The organism is Novosphingobium album (ex Hu et al. 2023), from assembly GCF_022832385.1.
Taxonomy (GTDB): Bacteria; Pseudomonadota; Alphaproteobacteria; order Sphingomonadales; family Sphingomonadaceae; genus Novosphingobium; species Novosphingobium album.
In genome coordinates, this window is the sequence record NZ_JALHLE010000024.1 from 33,231 (window position 1) to 49,302 (window position 16,072).

Here is a 16,072-nt window from a genome sequence, read left to right on the forward strand (position 1 = left end):
GTCATCCTTCGGCACCCTCGAACGTAGGGGCGGGGCTATTGGCGGCGGGGCCACGGCGGGCGGCGCGCTTGTCGAACGGCTGATTCACGGCGGTATTGATCGCCCGGACCACCGTATCGGCATCGGCCAGCACTTCGGCTTCGCTGAAGCGCAGCACGCGGATGCCGACATCGGTCAGCTTCTTGTCCTGCAGTGCATCCACCTCGGGATTGGCGCCTTCAGGCGAAAGCGAAATCACGATCCAGCGCGAGGGGCACGAGAAATCGACGACGGTGGAGCCAACCACCGTCTGGCGCATGAACTTCACGCCGCCCAGCTTCGAACCCGACAGTTCCTCCCAAAGCGCCTTCTGCGCCTCAGTCGGATGACGCCGCTGCTCGCGCGCGCGCTCCTTGAGCGTTTCGAGCCGGGCGCCCGTCACATTGAACGTGGCGCGGGCATCGGCCTTTGGCGTGGCGGTCTTGCTGACGCCCAGAGTCTTGCGTTCAGACATCAACCGACACTCCCTTCAAGCGAAATACCCAGCAACTTCTGGGCCTCGACGGCAAATTCCATGGGCAATTGCTGCAGCACTTCCTTGGCGAAACCATTGACGATCAGCGCCACCGCCTGCTCGGTATCGAGCCCGCGCTGCATGGCGTAGAATAGCTGGTCGTCGCTGATCTTGCTGGTGGTCGCCTCGTGCTCGATCTGCGCACTCGGATTGCGCACTTCGATGTAGGGCACGGTGTGTGCGCCGCATTCCTTACCCAGCAGCAACGAATCGCACTGGGTGAAGTTGCGCACGTCCTCCGCCCCCGCCGCCACGCGCACGAGGCCGCGGTAGGTGTTGTTCGACTTGCCCGCCGAAATGCCCTTGGAGATGATCGTCGAGCGGCTGCCCCGCCCGTTGTGGATCATCTTGGTCCCGGTATCGGCCTGTTGGTAATTGTTGGTGACGGCCACCGAATAGAACTCGCCCACCGAATCCTCACCGTTGAGCACGCACGAAGGGTACTTCCAGGTCACAGCGGAACCGGTCTCGACCTGCGTCCATGAGATCTTCGAGCGCGCGCCCTGGCACAGCCCGCGCTTGGTCACGAAGTTGTAGATGCCGCCCTTGCCCTCGGCGTTGCCGGGATACCAGTTCTGCACCGTCGAATACTTGATCTCGGCATCTTCCATCGCGACCAGCTCGACCACGGCGGCGTGAAGCTGGTTCTCGTCGCGCTGCGGTGCCGTGCAGCCTTCGAGGTAGGAGACGTAGGCCCCCTTGTCGGCAACGATCAGCGTGCGTTCGAACTGCCCGGTATTCTCGGCATTGATGCGGAAATAGGTGGAGAGCTCCATCGGGCAGCGCACGCCCTCGGGCACATAGACGAAGGTGCCGTCCGAAAAGACCGCACAGTTCAGCGCCGCGAAGTAGTTGTCATGCTGCGGCACGACCTTGCCCAGCCACTTCTTCACCAGCTCGGGATATTCGCGGATCGCCTCCGAGATCGAGCGGAAGATGACGCCCGCCTGTTCCAGCTCCTTGCGGAAGGTGGTGGCGACGGAAACCGAGTCGAACACCGCGTCCACCGCGACCTTGCGCGCGCCCTCGACACCGGCGAGCATCTTCTGCTCTTCCAGCGGAATGCCCAGCTTCTCGTAGACGCGCAGGATTTCGGGATCGACTTCGTCGAGGCTCTTGGGGCCGTCCTTCTTCTTGGGCGCGGCCCAGTAGTAGGCGTCCTGATAGTCGATCGGCGGCACGGAGAGCTTGGCCCAGTCCGGCGGCGTCATTTCCAGCCAGCGGCGATAGGCCTTGAGGCGCCATTCGAGCATCCATTCCGGCTCCTCCTTCTTGGCGGAGATGAAGCGGACGGTGTCTTCGGACAGGCCCTTCGGCCCGAATTCCTGCTCGATATCGGCGACCCAGCCATGCTCGTAGTCGGCCACGCGCGCGGCAGCCTCACGGGCGGCGGCATCGCGTTCCTCGGGCACGGCGGGGACAGTTTCGTCAGTCATTCATGCTTCCTCGGCAAGCTGGGTCAGCGGCACTTGCGCCAGGGCGCCGCGCAGGGCGGCGTTCACCAGCGGCCAGTGCCCACGCACATTGCAGCATCCCTCCAGCGAGCAATCGCTCTTGTTTTCTCCGACGCAGGCTGTGAGCGCGATCGGCCCTTCCACTGCCTCGACAATATCCGCCAGCGTGATCGCGGCGGGCGGGCGGGCAAGCTTCAGCCCACCGCCAACTCCGCGCGAAGAGCGCATCAGCCCCGCCGCCGTGAGCTTGCTCACCAGCTTCTGCACGGTCGGTACCGGCAGGCCGGTTTCCTCCGCCAGTTGCCCGGCGGCCACACGTGCGCCGCCGCAATGCCGCGCGGCGGCGGACATGATGACAACGGCATAATCGGCCATACTGGACAGGCGCATAAGGCTGGCTTCCGAACCCGCTCGATAAATCGGATCAAATCTTTCCGATTTCACCTAGTGCAGCAGCAGCCGAGTTTCAATGGGTGTTTTGCAGAGGCGAAACGACGCCTGACCAGAGAAAAAAGGCGGTTCCCGGAAAGCCGGGAACCGCCATCAAGGTATGTAAGAACTCGTGCGCATCCCGCTACGAGCCCTTCGGGTCGCAAGGTCCGTGTATGCCCGCCCCTTGGTGATTTATTGTATAAATGCGACACCGGACGCGTGACCGGCACGGATGCAACCGATTTTGGGTATCGGCGCAACGAAGTTGTGCAGGATAGAAGCATTTGAGCAACAGGCCTTACCGGTTTATGCGCTCTCCCGTGCTCTATTCTTTTCTCCGCCCCGCCCTTTTCCGAATCGATGCCGAAAAGGCCCATGCCCTCGCCATCACCTCGCTCAAACTCACCGCGCCGAATCGTGTGCCCGCCGTTCCGGCGAGTCTCGCTACACGGGTATCCGGGATCGATTTTCCCAATCCCGTCGGCATGGCTGCAGGCTTCGACAAGGACGGCGAAGTCCCCGACGCGCTGCTCGCACTGGGTTTCGGCTTTGCGGAAGTCGGCTCGATCACCCCGCTGCCACAGGCCGGCAATCCGAAACCGCGCCTGTTCCGGCTTGCCGAGGACCACGCGGTGATCAACCGCATGGGCTTCAACAACGGTGGCGCACAGGCCGCCGTCGACCGGCTCGAAGCCCGCCTCGGCCGTCCGGGTGTGGTCGGCATCAATATCGGTGCCAACAAGGATTCGGCGGACCGCGTCGCCGACTATGCGATCATGGCCCGCCTCATGGCTCCGCTTGGCACCTATCTGGCGGTCAACATCTCCAGCCCCAACACGCCCGGCCTGCGGGCCCTGCAGGACGAATCGGCGCTCACCGGCCTGCTCGACGCCGTCATCGAGGCTCGCGATTCGGTCTGCGACGCCGACAACCGCCCGCCGGTGTTCCTCAAGGTCGCCCCCGATCTCGAACCCGCCGACATTGACGCCATCGCGCGCATCGCCATCGACAGGCAGCTCGGCGCCCTGATCGTGTCCAACACCACGATTTCGCGCCCGCCGCTCCGGTCGGTCCATGCGGGGGAAACCGGCGGCCTCTCGGGCGCGCCGCTGCGCGACCTCGCCCAGCAGCGCCTGCGGGATTTCCGCAAGGCCACCGGCGGCGCCCTGCCCCTCGTCGGCGTGGGCGGCATTGCCACGGCCGAGGACGCATGGGCCCGCATCCGGGCCGGGGCCAGTCTCGTCCAGCTCTACAGCGCCATGGTCTACGAAGGCCCGATGATTGCCCGCGCGATCTGCAAAGGGCTGGTGGAACTGATGAAGCGGGACGGCTTCTCTTCGATTGGCGAGGCTGTGGGCACCGAATAACGGCACTTTTCAACCGCAGTTGCCGCAGCCCCCTCCCGCCCCTAGACGTTGGCCTGTAACATCGGTCTCCGAATAGGGACCCATGACATACTCGGGAGAACATCGGGGCATTATGAACCTCGCGGATTTCGACAAGAGCAGGAATATCGTCTCGCTGTTTCTCCAGCGGGCCGATGCGCGCGGCGAAGCTCCGATGCTGTGGGCCAAGCGCGATGGCCAGTGGGTCTCGCTGAGCTGGGCCGAAGCGGCCCGGCGGGTCTGCCTCCTGGCCGCCTCGCTGCGCCGGCTCGGGCTGCAGGCCGGAGACCGCGTGCTGATCGTCTCCGAAAACAGGCCGGAATGGTGCCTGGCAGACCTCGCGATCATGGCCGCTGGCTGCGTGACCGTGCCCACCTACACCACCAACACCACGCGCGATCACATCCATATCCTGGAAAATTCGGGCGCGCGTGCCGCTATCGTGTCGACCGCCAAGCTGGCAGGGACTCTGCTCCCGGCGATCGTGCAGACCGACATGTGCCGGCATGTGATCGGCATGGAGAGGATCGCTCCCCTGCAGGGCGGCGCCTTCGACATTTTTGACTGGCACGCGCTGATCGACGGCGACCCGGTTCAGGCGCGCGCGGAAACGGAAGCACGGCTCGTGAACATCGGCCGGGACGACCTCGCCTGCATTATCTACACCAGCGGCACCGGCGGTGCACCGCGCGGTGTGCGCCAGCATCACGGCATGCTGCTGATGAACATCGGTGGCGCCGCCGAGATCATCGCCCAAGACTTCAGCTGGGACGACCACGAGACCTTCCTTTCGTTCCTGCCGCTCAGCCACGCCTACGAACACACCGGCGGGCAGTTCTTCCCGATCGGACTCGGTGCGCAGATCTATTATGCCGAAGGCCTCGACAAGCTGGCTGCCAACATCGAGGAAGTGCGCCCCACGATCATGGTCGTCGTGCCGCGGCTTTTCGAAGTGCTGCGCACCCGCATCATGAAGCAGATCGAAAAGCAGGGCCCGATTCCCCGGCAATTGATGGACTGGGCGATTTCCAGCGCCTTGCGCAAGGATCATGGCCGCCGTCGCCTTACCGACTATCCGCTGAGCCTGCTACTCGAACATACGCTGCGGCCGAAGGTGCGCGCCAGGTTTGGTGGCCGTATCAAGGCGATGGTTTCGGGCGGGGCACCGCTCAATCCGGAAATCGGCTCGTTCTTCAGCGCCATGGGGCTCACCCTGCTGCAGGGCTATGGCCAGACCGAATCCGGGCCGATCATCAGCTGCAACCGCCCCTCCGCCGGGATCAAGTTCGACACCGTCGGCCCGCCCATGCGCGGCGTCGAGGTGTGTATCGCCGAGGATGGGGAGATCCTCGCGCGCGGCGAACTGGTCATGCACGGCTACTGGCAGAACGACGCGGCCACCGCGAACGTCCTGAAGTCCGATCCCTCAGGTGCACCGGGGAGCGCGCCCTGGCTGCACACGGGCGACATCGGCCATATCGACGACAAGGGCCGCATCCTCATCACCGACCGCAAGAAGGACATGATCGTCAACGACAAGGGCGACAACATCTCCCCGCAGCGGGTTGAATCGATGCTGACCCTGCAACCGGAGATCGCCCAGGCCATGATCTACGGTGATCGTCGCCCCTACATCGTCGGGCTGCTTGTTCCCGATGCCGAATGGGCCCTGCAATGGGCCACCGAGAACGATGAACTTTTCGATTTCAAGGCCTTGCAGAGCCTGCCTGCGTTCCGGACAGCCTTGCGTAGCGCCGTCGACCGCGTCAATGCGGACCTTTCCATCATCGAAAAGGTTCGCCAGTTCGCCTTCGCCGACGAGCCCTTCTCGATCGAAAACGAAGAAATGACGCCGAGCCTCAAGATCCGGCGCCACAAGCTCAAGGAGCGGTACGCGGCACGGCTGGACGCGCTGTACAAGGGATAGCGCCGTGCCCAGCACCCTTCGACAAGCTCAGGGTGAACGGAACTTGCTGCAACTACAACGAACGGAAACCCGTCAGATCGCGCCGCCAGTCAGACGCTGGCAGATCAGGTCAAGCTGATCGAGGGTCGAATAGCGGATCGTCACCGTGCCCGATTTGGGATCGGCATCAGCATTGATCTTCACCGGCAACCCGAGGAACTCCTCGAGGTGACCCTGTACTGCCGCGATATCGGCATCGTCGGACGCATTACGAGCGGCACGGGCAACGCGGCGCGGCGCAGCATCGCCGCGTTGCTTCTTGCGCACGTGCTTTTCGACGTCACGCACCGACATCTGCTTCGCGACGGCGGCTTCGGCAATTTCCTCGGCATCGTCGCAACCAATCAGGGCACGGGCGTGCCCCATCGACAGATCGCCCTTTTCGACCAGCGCAATCACGCCATCGGGCAAGGCCAGCAGACGCTGGAAGTTGGCGACATGGCTGCGGCTCTTGTCGACCATGCGCGCGATCTCGGCCTGGGTCATGCCTTCCAGTTCCGCAAGACGGCTGTAGGCGCGCGCCTCTTCGATCGGGTTGAGATCCTCTCGCTGGAGGTTCTCGATCAGCGCGAGTGCCATGACATCGCGTTCCGTGAGGTCGCGGACCAGCGCCGGGATTTCATGCAGCTGCGCCTTCTGCGCGGCGCGCCAGCGGCGTTCACCGGCGACAAGCTGATAACGCCCGTTGTCCATGGGCCGCACGATGATCGGCTGGATCACCCCCCGCTGCGCGATCGAAGCCGCCAGCTCCTCAAGCGCTGATTCCTCGAAGATGCGGCGCGGCTGGTCGGGATGCGGCGTGATGTCGGCAATGGCGAGCGTAGCCAGCCCCCCTGCCCGCGCCGGAGCGACCATGCCACCTTCGCTTTCGCCAGCCGAGGATGCCACCGGCTCTTCCCGGCGCGATTCGCCCAGCAGGGCACCAAGCCCACGGCCCAGCCCCTTGGACTTCTTCGCCATGGCCGGTGCTTGCACGGGTGGAACGCTGATGCGGACAATAGGCTCGTCGTTCATGCCGCTTTCCTCTTCTCGGGCAGTCGGGTGATCAGTTCGCGCGCAAGCGCCATGTAGGCGCGGCTGCCTGCGCAGGCATGATCGTAGATAAGCGCCGGCACCCCGTGGCTCGGTGCTTCGGACAGGCGCACGTTACGCGGAATCGTGGTTTCGAAGACAAGCTGGCCAAGACATGAGCGGACATCTTCGGAAACCTGGTCCGTCAGACGGTTGCGCCGGTCGAACATGGTGAGCGCAATGCCGATGATGCCAAGTTCGGGATTGAAGCGCTGCTGCACGCGGTCGACCGTCTGCAGAAGCTGGCTCAGGCCTTCCAGAGCGAAGAACTCGCACTGCAGCGGCACCAGCAGCGTATCGGCCGCCGTCAGTGCATTGAGGGTGAGCAGACCGAGCGAAGGCGGACAATCGATCAGGCAGACGTCATAGCCGAGATCATCACCCAATGCCTTCTGGAGACGATGTGCGCGGTCATCGACATTGACCAGTTCGACTTCGGCGCCGGACAGATCGACCGTAGCGGGGAGAAGATCAAGGCCCGGGATGCTCGTCGGCATGACGCAATCGGCCACCGGTGCGCGGTCCACCAGCACGTCGTACGAGGACGCTCCGCGCTCGGACGCCGAGATTCCGATGCCGGTTGAGGCATTGCCTTGCGGGTCGAGGTCGATCATCAGCGTCTTCCATCCCGTCGCCGCCAGCGCGGTCGAGACGTTGATCGCCGTCGTGGTCTTTCCGACGCCGCCCTTCTGATTGGCTATGGCAATGCGGATCACCTGGTCTTGTCCTTCCTGCCGGCGAGGGTGCCGGCAATTATGCCTGCTTGCGGGTCGGTAAGCGACTGTTCCACGTGGAACATGTGCCGCCACTTGCGAAGGTCATCCAATTCTTGCTGTGCAGAGCGCCCCTTGGGCAACAGCCACACCGTGTCACTTGTGGAAAATCGCGCGGATAAGGCCAGTAACTTATCCAAAGGCGCAAAAGCCCGTGCGGATATGACGGAAACCTGACGCGTTTCGACCATTTCGAGGCGCTGACCGATAACCCGTGCCCGGTCGAGCCCCATGGCGATTCGCGCACGGTCGAGCCATTCAATTCGACGTTTACGCGATTCGACCATCATCACTTCGCACTCGGGTCGCAGCGCGGCGATCACAAGACCGGGGAAACCGGCCCCAGTGCCAAGGTCCAGCCAAGGCCCCGGAGTTTCACGTGGAACATGCGGAAGGAGCTGCGCGCTGTCGACGATGTGCCTCAGCCAGACGTGATCGAGGCTTGCAGCCGAGACGAGGTTCTGGCGCTCGTTCTCCTCTCTCAGCAAGCTGCAAAGCAATTCCAGCCGTTCCAGCGCAGTGGCGTCACACTCCGGCAGCCGGGCAAGCCAGGCCCGTGCCTGATCTTCGGTCACGATCATGCGGCCTCCCGACGGGCATGAACGAGCAGCGCTGCGAGCGCCGCAGGAGTGATGCCAGGGATGCGGCCCGCCGCCGCGAGCGTGGCTGGACGGGCCGAGGTCAACCGCTCGACCATCTCGCGCGACAGGCCGGGAATGCGCTCGTAAGGGAAGTGATCACCCAGCGGCAGCGCCTCGCTTGCGCGAAGGTCGCGCAACTCACGCTCCTGCCGGTCGAGGTAAGGCGCATAGGCCGCGTCCTCGACCGTCTCGTCGACAAGACGGATGTCCTCCAGCAGCGCAGGATTGATCCAGTTCGAAAGGGCTTCAAGATCGACGCCGCCGAAACGCAGCCATTCGCGAATGGGCAACTTTCCAATGTCGGTCCGCACCGGAAGGCCTGCCGCAGCCAGCTCGACCGCCGGGACGGGCATATCGAATGCGGTATCCAGCGCAGCCTTCGCAATCTCGCGTTGCGCGAACCAAACCGTGCGCTCTGGCCCCACCGCCCCCACTGCCATCGCCAGCGAGGTCAGCCGCGTCGTCGCATTGTTGGCGCGCAGGCGCAGGCGGTACTCGGCACGAGCAGTAAGCATCCGATAGGGCTCGCTCACCCCGTGCAGTGTGAGGTCATCAATCATCACCGCCATGTAGCTGTTGGCGCGGTCCAGCGGTGCGGCCTCACGTCCGAGCACCGTCGCTGCGGCATGCATGCCTGCGACCAGCCCCTGCGCCGCCGCCTCTTCATACCCGGTGGTGCCGTTGATCTGGCCGGCACAGTAGAGCCCCGGAATCTCGCGCAGCTCCAGACTGGAGCGCAAGGCACGCGGATCGATGTGGTCGTATTCGACAGCATAGCCCGGCACGACCATCTCTACCGTCTCCAGCCCCTCCATGGTGCGCAGCATCTCCAGCTGCACATCGGCGGGGAGCGAAGTGCTCACCCCGTTGGGATAGACGAGGTGCGTATCGAGACCTTCCGGTTCGAGGAAAATCTGGTGGCCATCCCGGTCGGCAAAGCGATGGATCTTGTCCTCGATCGACGGACAATAGCGCGGCCCCCGCGCCCCGATCGCACCCGAGAACAGGGGCGAGCGATGCAGGTTGGCGCGGATCACGTCATGGCTACGCGGATTGGTCCGTGTTATCGCACAGAACACCTGCGGGTTCGCGCGGCCGTGCTCCATCGCCGACATCGTCCAGGCTTCGGTATCGGAGGGCTGCTCGTCCAGCCGCGCCCAGTCGATCGTACGGCCATCCAGACGCGGTGGAGTGCCCGTCTTGAGGCGGGCCATCGGCAGCGCCGCCTCGCGCATCTGCGCCGCCAGCTTCTGCGCGGAGGCCTCGCCGATGCGTCCGCCGGTCAGACGCTCCTCGCCGCGGAACAGGGCCCCTCCGAGGAAGGTGCCGGTGCAGAGTACGACTGCCCTCCCATCGAGACGGGTACCGTCGGCCAGATCAATGCCGGTCGCCCTGCCCCCTTCGAGAAACAGCGCAGCAGCTTCGCCCGCCACCAGAGTCAGGTCGCCCTGCTCCTTGAGCAGCCGGTGGATCGCCCCCTTGAACAACTTGCGATCGGCCTGCACGCGCGGCCCCTGCACCGCGCTGCCCTTCGAGCGGTTGAGCATCCGATAGTGAATGGCGGCAGCGTCCGCGGCACGTCCGATCAGTCCATCAAAGGCATCGACCTCGCGCACGAGGTGCCCCTTGCCAAGCCCACCGATCGCCGGGTTGCAGCTCATTGCGCCAACCGCTTCGAGATCGAAGCTGACCAGCGCAACGCGCGCGCCCATGCGCGCAGCCACGGCTGCCGCCTCGCAGCCGGCATGGCCGCCGCCGATTACAATCACATCGAAGGAGTGCATGACGCGCGCATACCCCAGAGCAGGATTCTCGTCAAAGCCGCTTCGCGTGTTTCACGTGAAACACCGCACTTACTTCCCGATGCAGAACCGTCCGAACAGCGCATCGAGCATGTCTTCGGTTGTCGCCCGCCCGATCAGAGAATCGAACGCCACCCGAACCAGTCGCAGGGCCTCGGCCACAAGCAAGGGATCGGTCTCACGCAAGGCATCGCGCAACACCCCCTCCGCCTGCGCAAGCAAAGCATGCTGGCGCTGGTTGAGTGCAGCATCGCCCGGCCGTGGCATCGCCCGAGCGGCCGTGCCAATAAGGTCCCGCCGCAGACCGACTAGCCCTTCCCCGGTCACGGCGGAAACACGATGGCGCGGATGAGCCTTGCCCGCCAACGCGTCCCGATCACATTGCGCCGCGACCTCCCAGCAGCCTGCAGGTCCTTCGCCCTCTGGCCCGAGCCACAGCACGAGGTCCGCCCGATCCAGTGCAGCCCGCGCTCGGGCAATACCAATTACCTCGATCTCGTCGCCAGACTCATCACGAAGGCCGGCCGTGTCGGCAAAGACAAAAGGCACACCGCCGATCGCCACAGCGCGGGTGAGCACGTCCCGCGTCGTTCCGGCCAGCGGCGCAGTGATGGCCGCCTCATCCTCAACCAGCGCATTGAACAGCGTGCTCTTGCCAGCGTTGGGTGGTCCTGCGAGCACGACCCGGAAGCCCTCCTTCAGCGCCTCGGCCCGCGGACGGGAGAGCCAGTCCGACAACTCTCCGGCGAGGCGTTCGAGCCTCTCGGCAAAATCTGACGGCAGTTCGGCAACGTCATCTTCATCACCGAAATCGAGCACGGCCTCGACTTGCGCGGAAGCCGCCAGCACACGCTCGCGCCAGTCCTCGACCTGCCGCGAGAAGGCCCCGCCCGCCATGGCAATGGCAGAGCGACGTTGCAGTTCGGTCTCGGCGGAGAGCAGATCGGCAAGCCCTTCGGCCTCCGCCAGATCAATGCGGCCATGGGCAAAGGCCCGGCGGGTAAACTCCCCCGGCTCGGCACGGCGCAGTCCAGGCATGTCCGCTAGTGCCACTTCCACTGCAGCAACAACCGCCCTGCCCCCATGCAGGTGCAGCTCTGCGAGGTCCTCTCCCGTCGCTGTACGCGGACCGGGAAACCAGAGCACCAGTGCCTGATCGAGCACTGTTCCACGTGAAACACGCAAGGTCCGATAAGTCGCCATACGCGACTTCGGCAGATCGCCCGCCAGTGCTGCCAGCGCGGCACCTGCCTGCGGCCCGCTTATCCTGACGACGGCGATGGCCGCAGGCGGTGAACCGCTTGAGAGCGCGAAAATCGTATCGGCCATAGCGCTAACCGTTCACCCGGCTTCGGGTGCGATCAATCCTACTTGGACTTGCCCGAGGAAGACCCGCCGGTCCCGCTCATGGCCATGGCAACGCCACTCTCGAGGAACTTCTGGAACATCTTCAGCCCGAACTCGCCCATGGGGGCGATCTGCTTGGTCAGTTCCTGGAGTTGGTCGAAACTGCCCGCGCCCTGCATTGCACTGGTGAGCGCATCGACGTAGACTTCGTTGGCCTTGGTCACATCGGGCAGCCCCAGAAAGCGGCGTGCTTCCTCCGGCGAACATTCAACCTCGACATTGACCTTCATCCGGGCCTCCCCTTGGATTTCTTTGCCATAGCTGACACATGCGCTTCACAAAGTCCATTGCAAGAGCCTAACACAGCACAAACCAGATGCAGGAGAGACTCATGGCCACGACCAACACCGAAATCCCCACGCTTGATGGCGACGGCATGATTCCGGCCTACGTGGTCCGGCCCGAAGGCACCCCGCGCGGCGCAGTGATCGTCCAGCAGGAAGTTTTCGGCGTGGATGCCGGCATCCGCAAGAAAGCCGACGGCTGGGCCGCCAAAGGCTATCTCGCAGTGGCTCCGGATGCCTTCTGGCGGCAGGAGCCGGGCGTAGAACTCGACGCCGACAAGCCCGAAGAGTTCCAGCAGGCCATCGCGCTCATGATGAAGCACGATTTCAACCTGGGCATTCGCGATCTCGAGGCCGTAATCCACTGGATCCGCCGCGAAGCGGGTGTGCCCAAGGTTGGTCTGGTCGGCTACTGCATGGGCGGCAAGGTCGCCTACATGGTCGCCGCCCGCACCGACGTCGACGCCTCGGTCGGCTATTATGGCGTGGGCATAGACCAGATGCTCAACGAGAAGCACGCGATCGCCAGGCCGCTCCTGCTTCACGTGCCGACCGCCGATGGGTTCGTTCCGCCCGAAGCGCAGAAGGCCATGCACGAAGGGCTCGACGATCATGCCCGCGTAATACTCTACGACTACGACGGGCTCGACCACGGCTTCGCCGCCGAGATCGGCTCCCGCCGGGACGAGGCCGGAGCCGCACTGGCCGACAGTCGCACCGAGGCCTTCTTCGCGGAGCACCTGGGCTAATCCATGGCACCGCGCTATGCCGTACCGCTGGCGGTCGTGGCGATCACGACCGTCTGCTGGCTGCTTCCTCCACTGCGCTGGATGCTCGCATTCCTCGTCCCCGTGCTGCTGCTGACGCTCTGGGATTTTCTGCAGAACCGCCACGCCCTGCGACGCAACTACCCAGTGATAGCCCGCGTGCGATGGCTGTTCGAGGACCTGCGTCCTTACCTGCGCACCTATATCGTCGAGAGCGATCGCGAAGGCCGCCCCTTTACTATCGACGAACGCAGTCTGGTCTATGCCCGCGCCAAGGGCGACATCTCGACACACCCGATGGGTACCGAGCTAGACGTCTATTCGGATGAATATCAATGGCTCGGCCATTCAATCACGCCCAATGAAGAAGCGCCGGAGACCTGGCACGTCAGGGTTGGCGGCAGCGATTGCGCCAAACCCTATCACACTGCCCTGCTCAACATCTCGGCCATGAGCTTTGGTTCGCTGTCAGCCAATGCGATCGAAGCACTGAACAAGGGTGCGGCGCTGGGCGGTTTCGCGCACGACACCGGCGAAGGATCGATCAGCCGCTATCACCGCAAGCACGGCGGCGACCTGATCTGGGAACTGGGCAGCGGCTATTTCGGCTGCCGCCACAGGGACGGCCGCTTCAACCCCGACCTCTTCGCCGAACAGGCGCAGCAGGATCAGGTCAAGATGGTCGAGATCAAGCTGAGTCAGGGCGCCAAGCCCGGCCACGGCGGCATGTTGCCCGGTGCCAAGGTCACGCCTGAGATTGCCGAAGCCCGCAGGGTCGATGTCGGCGAAAGCTGCATCTCGCCACCTTCGCACTCGACTTTCTCGACCCCCATCGAACTGCTCGAATGGGTTGCGCAGTTGCGCGAGCTGTCGGGCGGCAAACCGGCCGGATTCAAGCTCTGCGTCGGCCAGCCCCACGAAGTCATGGCGATCGTCAAGGCCATGCTCGAAACCGGCATCACGCCCGATTTCATCGTCGTCGACGGGGCCGAGGGCGGCACCGGCGCCGCACCGCAGGAACTGACCGACAATGTCGGCATGCCGCTGCGCGAAGGGCTGATCCTGATGCGTAATGCGCTCGTCGGCGCCAACCTCAAGGACCGCATCCGCCTTGGCGCTTCGGGCAAGATCCATTCGGGCGCCGGTATGGCCCGCGCCTTCGCGCTGGGAGCTGACTGGTGCAATGCTGCCCGCGCCTTCATGTTCTCGCTGGGCTGCGTCCAGTCGATGAAGTGCCACACCGGCGAATGCCCCACCGGCATCGCCACGCAGGTGCCCTGGCGCCAGAAGGGTCTCGTCGTCGACGACAAGGCCGAACGCGTGGCGCGGTTCCAGAAGGAAACGCTCAAGGCGCTGCGCGAGATCGTCGTCGCGATGGGCTACGACAGCCCGTGGGACCTGACCCAGCACGACATGTACCAGCGGATCGACAGCGCCAAGGCCGGGGCGCTCGACGAGGTCTACCACTTCGTGAAGCCCGGCCAGCTTCTGGCCGATCCGGGCTCGACCCAGTATGCCCATGCCTGGAACGTGGCACGAGCCGAAACCTTCCGCCGCGTTCTCTGATCCCCTACTGCCAAGACGAAAGACCTTAGCCATGACTCAGGGATACCGCATGATCGTCCGGTCCCACGGCGGACCCGAAGTGATCGAGCGCGAAGACTTCACGGTCCCCTCCCCCGGTCCCGGCGAAGTGCTGATCGAAACCGAAGCGGTGGGGCTCAATTTCATCGACACCTACTACCGCAAGGGACTCTATCCCGATGCCCTGCCCATCACGCTCGGCTCGGAAAGCGTGGGTCGCATCGTGGCGCTGGGCGAAGGCGTGAACGGTTTTGCAGTGGGCGAGCGCGTGGGCACGACGCAGAACGGCGGCGCCTATGCCTCGCACCGGCTGATCCCGGCGGACAAGGCCATGCGCATCCCTGACGGCATCGCGCCCGAGACGGCTGCCGCGGTGATGCTCAAGGGGCTGACCGCCTGCTATCTGGCAGAGGACACTTTCCCCGCAAGCGCCGGGCAGGTCGCGCTCGTCCATTCGGCAGCGGGCGGTGTAGGCTCGCTGCTGGTGCCCTGGCTGCTCGACAAAGGCGTGACGGTAATCGCGCATTGCGGATCGCCGGAAAAGGCCGCTCAGGTGCCTGCGGAGCACTCTCTATCCTGTGACTTCAAGGATTTACCGGAACAGGTGCGCGCCATCACCGGTAACGCCATGTGCCACGTGGTCTATGACGGCGTGGGCGCCGCCTCGTGGGACGCCTCGCTCGCCTGCCTGCGCCGCCGGGGCATGATGGTAAGCTACGGCAATGCTTCGGGTGCGGTTCCGCCGATCGGCCTGCTCGACCTGATGCGCGGCGGCTCGCTCTGCGCCACGCGCCCTACCCTCGCCGACTACATCGCCACGCCGGACATGCTGGCTGCCAGCGCCGCGAAACTGTTTGATCGCATCGCCAGCGACGTGCTCACACCGTACATCGGCCAGACCTGGAGACTGGAAGAGGCGGCACAGGCCCACAAGGCGCTGGAGAACCGCGAAACCACCGGCTCGACCGTGCTGCTGCCGTAGGGTCATCCGGCACAGCGTTGTCATTAATCCACCTGCTATCCCCACCGTCAGCTCCAAAAACACGAAACGCGCTGGTAACAACCAGCGCGTTTCGTGTTCCTAGCGTGAGACCAGATCAAACTTCGTGCCGCTTAGCAGCCGTCCAATTTGACCAGGCTTTGCGAAGATATCAGGCGGCTTCCTTCTCGATGAACTCGGGATAGAAGCTCGGTTCTCGCTCCGACCAGCCTGGCGCAGTGGCGGCGGCTTCGCTGATCGAGTGGAGGAGTTTTTTGCGCCGGTCGGGCCGGATCTGCGGCAGCGCGGCGGCGCCACAAAAGGCACCCGGCAGCCAGGGACGAACCCAGGCACCAAGCAGACGCTCGTAGAGGAAGCGGAAAGCGGAGAAGCTGACGATTCTGTCCTGAGCCAGATCAAACGCGGCCATCCGCACCAGCTTGCCCATGAAGGCCTCGAGATCCTCGAACCCGATATCGTCGGGGCGCATCGTGCGCAGCACCTTGAGGTCCTGATAGGCAATGTACTGGCCGCGGATGGACGACATCTCAGCATCGTCGCGGCCCCAGAGCTTGAAAGCATCCTGACGGCCCAGCCCGATATCCAGGCTGCGGCGGATATAACGCTGCTCGCAAGCCGTAAAACTGGCAAACTCGCGCAATTCGCTAATCGTTAGAGTTGCCGTTCCCGCATAAGTCATGGTCGTAAGAGCCCCCGTGACCGTCCTAACTGCAATTCGAAGGATCCCCCTTCTCGAATCACAATTAACCATTGTGGCGGTTACGAAGTGGTTAACTATGTGGCGGTTTGTGTACGCGCGGAGCGGTAAGCAATTGGAAACTATTGCGTTAACCATGGCAATGGCCGGGTTTTGCGGCAACCCGCCCGTTCACGAACTCGATGGCTTTACGAAAAGCCCGTCCTCCCGGCCAACAGTCCAGGCGGCGCGCGGTAACGATAATCACCGGGCCCGT

Annotated in this window: 15 protein-coding genes; 5 read left to right on the top strand and 10 right to left on the bottom strand. The window is 64.1% G+C overall.

Going from position 1 to position 16,072, the window contains the following annotated elements:
* Position 1 precedes the first annotated feature (1 nt).
* The 3 genes from MTR64_RS14910 to MTR64_RS14920 are packed head-to-tail and all read right to left on the bottom strand — an operon-like array spanning position 2 to position 2,397.
* Entirely contained in the window at positions 2-493 is a 492-nt protein-coding gene (locus MTR64_RS14910; protein ID WP_243995028.1) for an endonuclease domain-containing protein, read from the bottom strand.
* On the bottom strand, positions 493-1,989 hold the full coding sequence (gene sufB / locus MTR64_RS14915) for a Fe-S cluster assembly protein SufB (protein WP_243995030.1): 1,497 nt from the start codon (positions 1,987-1,989) through the stop codon (positions 493-495). Before sufB ends, MTR64_RS14910 begins: the two co-directional genes overlap by 1 nt.
* Positions 1,990-2,397 carry an SUF system Fe-S cluster assembly regulator gene (locus tag MTR64_RS14920; protein ID WP_243995032.1) on the bottom strand — a complete coding sequence of 136 codons (408 nt, stop codon included), beginning with the start codon at positions 2,395-2,397 and terminating at the stop codon, positions 1,990-1,992.
* A 350-nt stretch (positions 2,398-2,747) separates the two neighbouring features.
* Here MTR64_RS14920 and MTR64_RS14925 point away from each other — a divergent pair, with 350 nt between their 5' ends.
* Positions 2,748-3,806, top strand: a complete 1,059-nt coding sequence (locus tag MTR64_RS14925) for a quinone-dependent dihydroorotate dehydrogenase (protein ID WP_243995212.1) — start codon at positions 2,748-2,750, stop codon at positions 3,804-3,806.
* A gap of 112 nt (positions 3,807-3,918) precedes the next feature.
* Positions 3,919-5,751, top strand: a complete 1,833-nt coding sequence (locus MTR64_RS14930; RefSeq protein WP_243995033.1) for an AMP-dependent synthetase/ligase — start codon at positions 3,919-3,921, stop codon at positions 5,749-5,751.
* 72 nt (positions 5,752-5,823) lie between these two features.
* Here MTR64_RS14930 and MTR64_RS14935 read toward each other — a convergent pair whose 3' ends face one another.
* From MTR64_RS14935 to MTR64_RS14960, 6 genes are all read right to left on the bottom strand, one after another.
* A complete protein-coding gene (locus MTR64_RS14935; RefSeq protein ID WP_243995035.1) occupies positions 5,824-6,804 on the bottom strand; it encodes a ParB/RepB/Spo0J family partition protein in 981 nt (326 codons plus the stop codon).
* On the bottom strand, positions 6,801-7,577 hold the full coding sequence (locus MTR64_RS14940) for a ParA family protein (protein WP_243995037.1): 777 nt from the start codon (positions 7,575-7,577) through the stop codon (positions 6,801-6,803). Before MTR64_RS14940 ends, MTR64_RS14935 begins: the two co-directional genes overlap by 4 nt.
* Positions 7,574-8,215 carry a 16S rRNA (guanine(527)-N(7))-methyltransferase RsmG gene (gene rsmG / locus MTR64_RS14945; protein ID WP_243995039.1) on the bottom strand — a complete coding sequence of 214 codons (642 nt, stop codon included), beginning with the start codon at positions 8,213-8,215 and terminating at the stop codon, positions 7,574-7,576. The genes MTR64_RS14940 and rsmG overlap by 4 nt, the downstream gene beginning before the upstream one ends.
* Positions 8,212-10,059, bottom strand: coding sequence for a tRNA uridine-5-carboxymethylaminomethyl(34) synthesis enzyme MnmG (mnmG, locus tag MTR64_RS14950; protein ID WP_243995041.1), 1,848 nt, complete (start codon positions 10,057-10,059; stop codon positions 8,212-8,214). Before mnmG ends, rsmG begins: the two co-directional genes overlap by 4 nt.
* A 69-nt stretch (positions 10,060-10,128) precedes the next feature.
* Complete coding sequence (mnmE, locus tag MTR64_RS14955) at positions 10,129-11,406, bottom strand: tRNA uridine-5-carboxymethylaminomethyl(34) synthesis GTPase MnmE (protein ID WP_243995043.1); 1,278 nt, start codon at positions 11,404-11,406, stop codon at positions 10,129-10,131.
* Between the two features lie 38 nt (positions 11,407-11,444).
* Positions 11,445-11,714, bottom strand: a complete 270-nt coding sequence (locus MTR64_RS14960; protein ID WP_243995045.1) for a DUF6489 family protein — start codon at positions 11,712-11,714, stop codon at positions 11,445-11,447.
* A 101-nt stretch (positions 11,715-11,815) separates the two neighbouring features.
* On the opposite strand from MTR64_RS14960, the gene MTR64_RS14965 reads away from it, so the two are divergent.
* Genes MTR64_RS14965 through MTR64_RS14975 form a run of 3 tightly spaced genes read left to right on the top strand, consistent with a single transcriptional unit; the run spans position 11,816 to position 15,101 of the window.
* Positions 11,816-12,517 carry a dienelactone hydrolase family protein gene (locus tag MTR64_RS14965; protein WP_243995047.1) on the top strand — a complete coding sequence of 234 codons (702 nt, stop codon included), beginning with the start codon at positions 11,816-11,818 and terminating at the stop codon, positions 12,515-12,517.
* A gap of 3 nt (positions 12,518-12,520) precedes the next feature.
* Positions 12,521-14,101 carry an FMN-binding glutamate synthase family protein gene (locus MTR64_RS14970; protein ID WP_243995049.1) on the top strand — a complete coding sequence of 527 codons (1,581 nt, stop codon included), beginning with the start codon at positions 12,521-12,523 and terminating at the stop codon, positions 14,099-14,101.
* 31 nt (positions 14,102-14,132) lie between these two features.
* A complete protein-coding gene (locus tag MTR64_RS14975; RefSeq protein WP_243995051.1) occupies positions 14,133-15,101 on the top strand; it encodes a quinone oxidoreductase family protein in 969 nt (322 codons plus the stop codon).
* A gap of 169 nt (positions 15,102-15,270) precedes the next feature.
* Here MTR64_RS14975 and MTR64_RS14980 read toward each other — a convergent pair whose 3' ends face one another.
* On the bottom strand, positions 15,271-15,798 hold the full coding sequence (locus tag MTR64_RS14980; protein ID WP_243995054.1) for a hypothetical protein: 528 nt from the start codon (positions 15,796-15,798) through the stop codon (positions 15,271-15,273).
* Positions 15,799-16,072: the final 274 nt, after the last annotated feature.

Excerpts from the sequence above, each read along its gene's own strand:
- rsmG (WP_243995039.1), bottom strand. The coding sequence starts at position 8,215 with ATGATCGTGACCGAAGATCAGGCACGGGCCTGGCTTGCCCGGCTGCCG.
- MTR64_RS14910 (WP_243995028.1), bottom strand. The coding sequence starts at position 493 with ATGTCTGAACGCAAGACTCTGGGCGTCAGCAAGACCGCCACGCCAAAG.
- MTR64_RS14920 (WP_243995032.1), bottom strand. The coding sequence starts at position 2,397 with ATGCGCCTGTCCAGTATGGCCGATTATGCCGTTGTCATCATGTCCGCC.
- mnmG (WP_243995041.1), bottom strand. The coding sequence starts at position 10,059 with ATGCACTCCTTCGATGTGATTGTAATCGGCGGCGGCCATGCCGGCTGC.
- MTR64_RS14960 (WP_243995045.1), bottom strand. The coding sequence starts at position 11,714 with ATGAAGGTCAATGTCGAGGTTGAATGTTCGCCGGAGGAAGCACGCCGC.
- MTR64_RS14980 (WP_243995054.1), bottom strand. The coding sequence starts at position 15,798 with ATGACTTATGCGGGAACGGCAACTCTAACGATTAGCGAATTGCGCGAG.
- MTR64_RS14935 (WP_243995035.1), bottom strand. The coding sequence starts at position 6,804 with ATGAACGACGAGCCTATTGTCCGCATCAGCGTTCCACCCGTGCAAGCA.
- mnmE (WP_243995043.1), bottom strand. The coding sequence starts at position 11,406 with ATGGCCGATACGATTTTCGCGCTCTCAAGCGGTTCACCGCCTGCGGCC.
- MTR64_RS14965 (WP_243995047.1), top strand. The coding sequence starts at position 11,816 with ATGGCCACGACCAACACCGAAATCCCCACGCTTGATGGCGACGGCATG.
- MTR64_RS14975 (WP_243995051.1), top strand. The coding sequence starts at position 14,133 with ATGACTCAGGGATACCGCATGATCGTCCGGTCCCACGGCGGACCCGAA.
- MTR64_RS14930 (WP_243995033.1), top strand. The coding sequence starts at position 3,919 with ATGAACCTCGCGGATTTCGACAAGAGCAGGAATATCGTCTCGCTGTTT.
- MTR64_RS14970 (WP_243995049.1), top strand. The coding sequence starts at position 12,521 with ATGGCACCGCGCTATGCCGTACCGCTGGCGGTCGTGGCGATCACGACC.
- sufB (WP_243995030.1), bottom strand. The coding sequence starts at position 1,989 with ATGACTGACGAAACTGTCCCCGCCGTGCCCGAGGAACGCGATGCCGCC.
- MTR64_RS14925 (WP_243995212.1), top strand. The coding sequence starts at position 2,748 with ATGCGCTCTCCCGTGCTCTATTCTTTTCTCCGCCCCGCCCTTTTCCGA.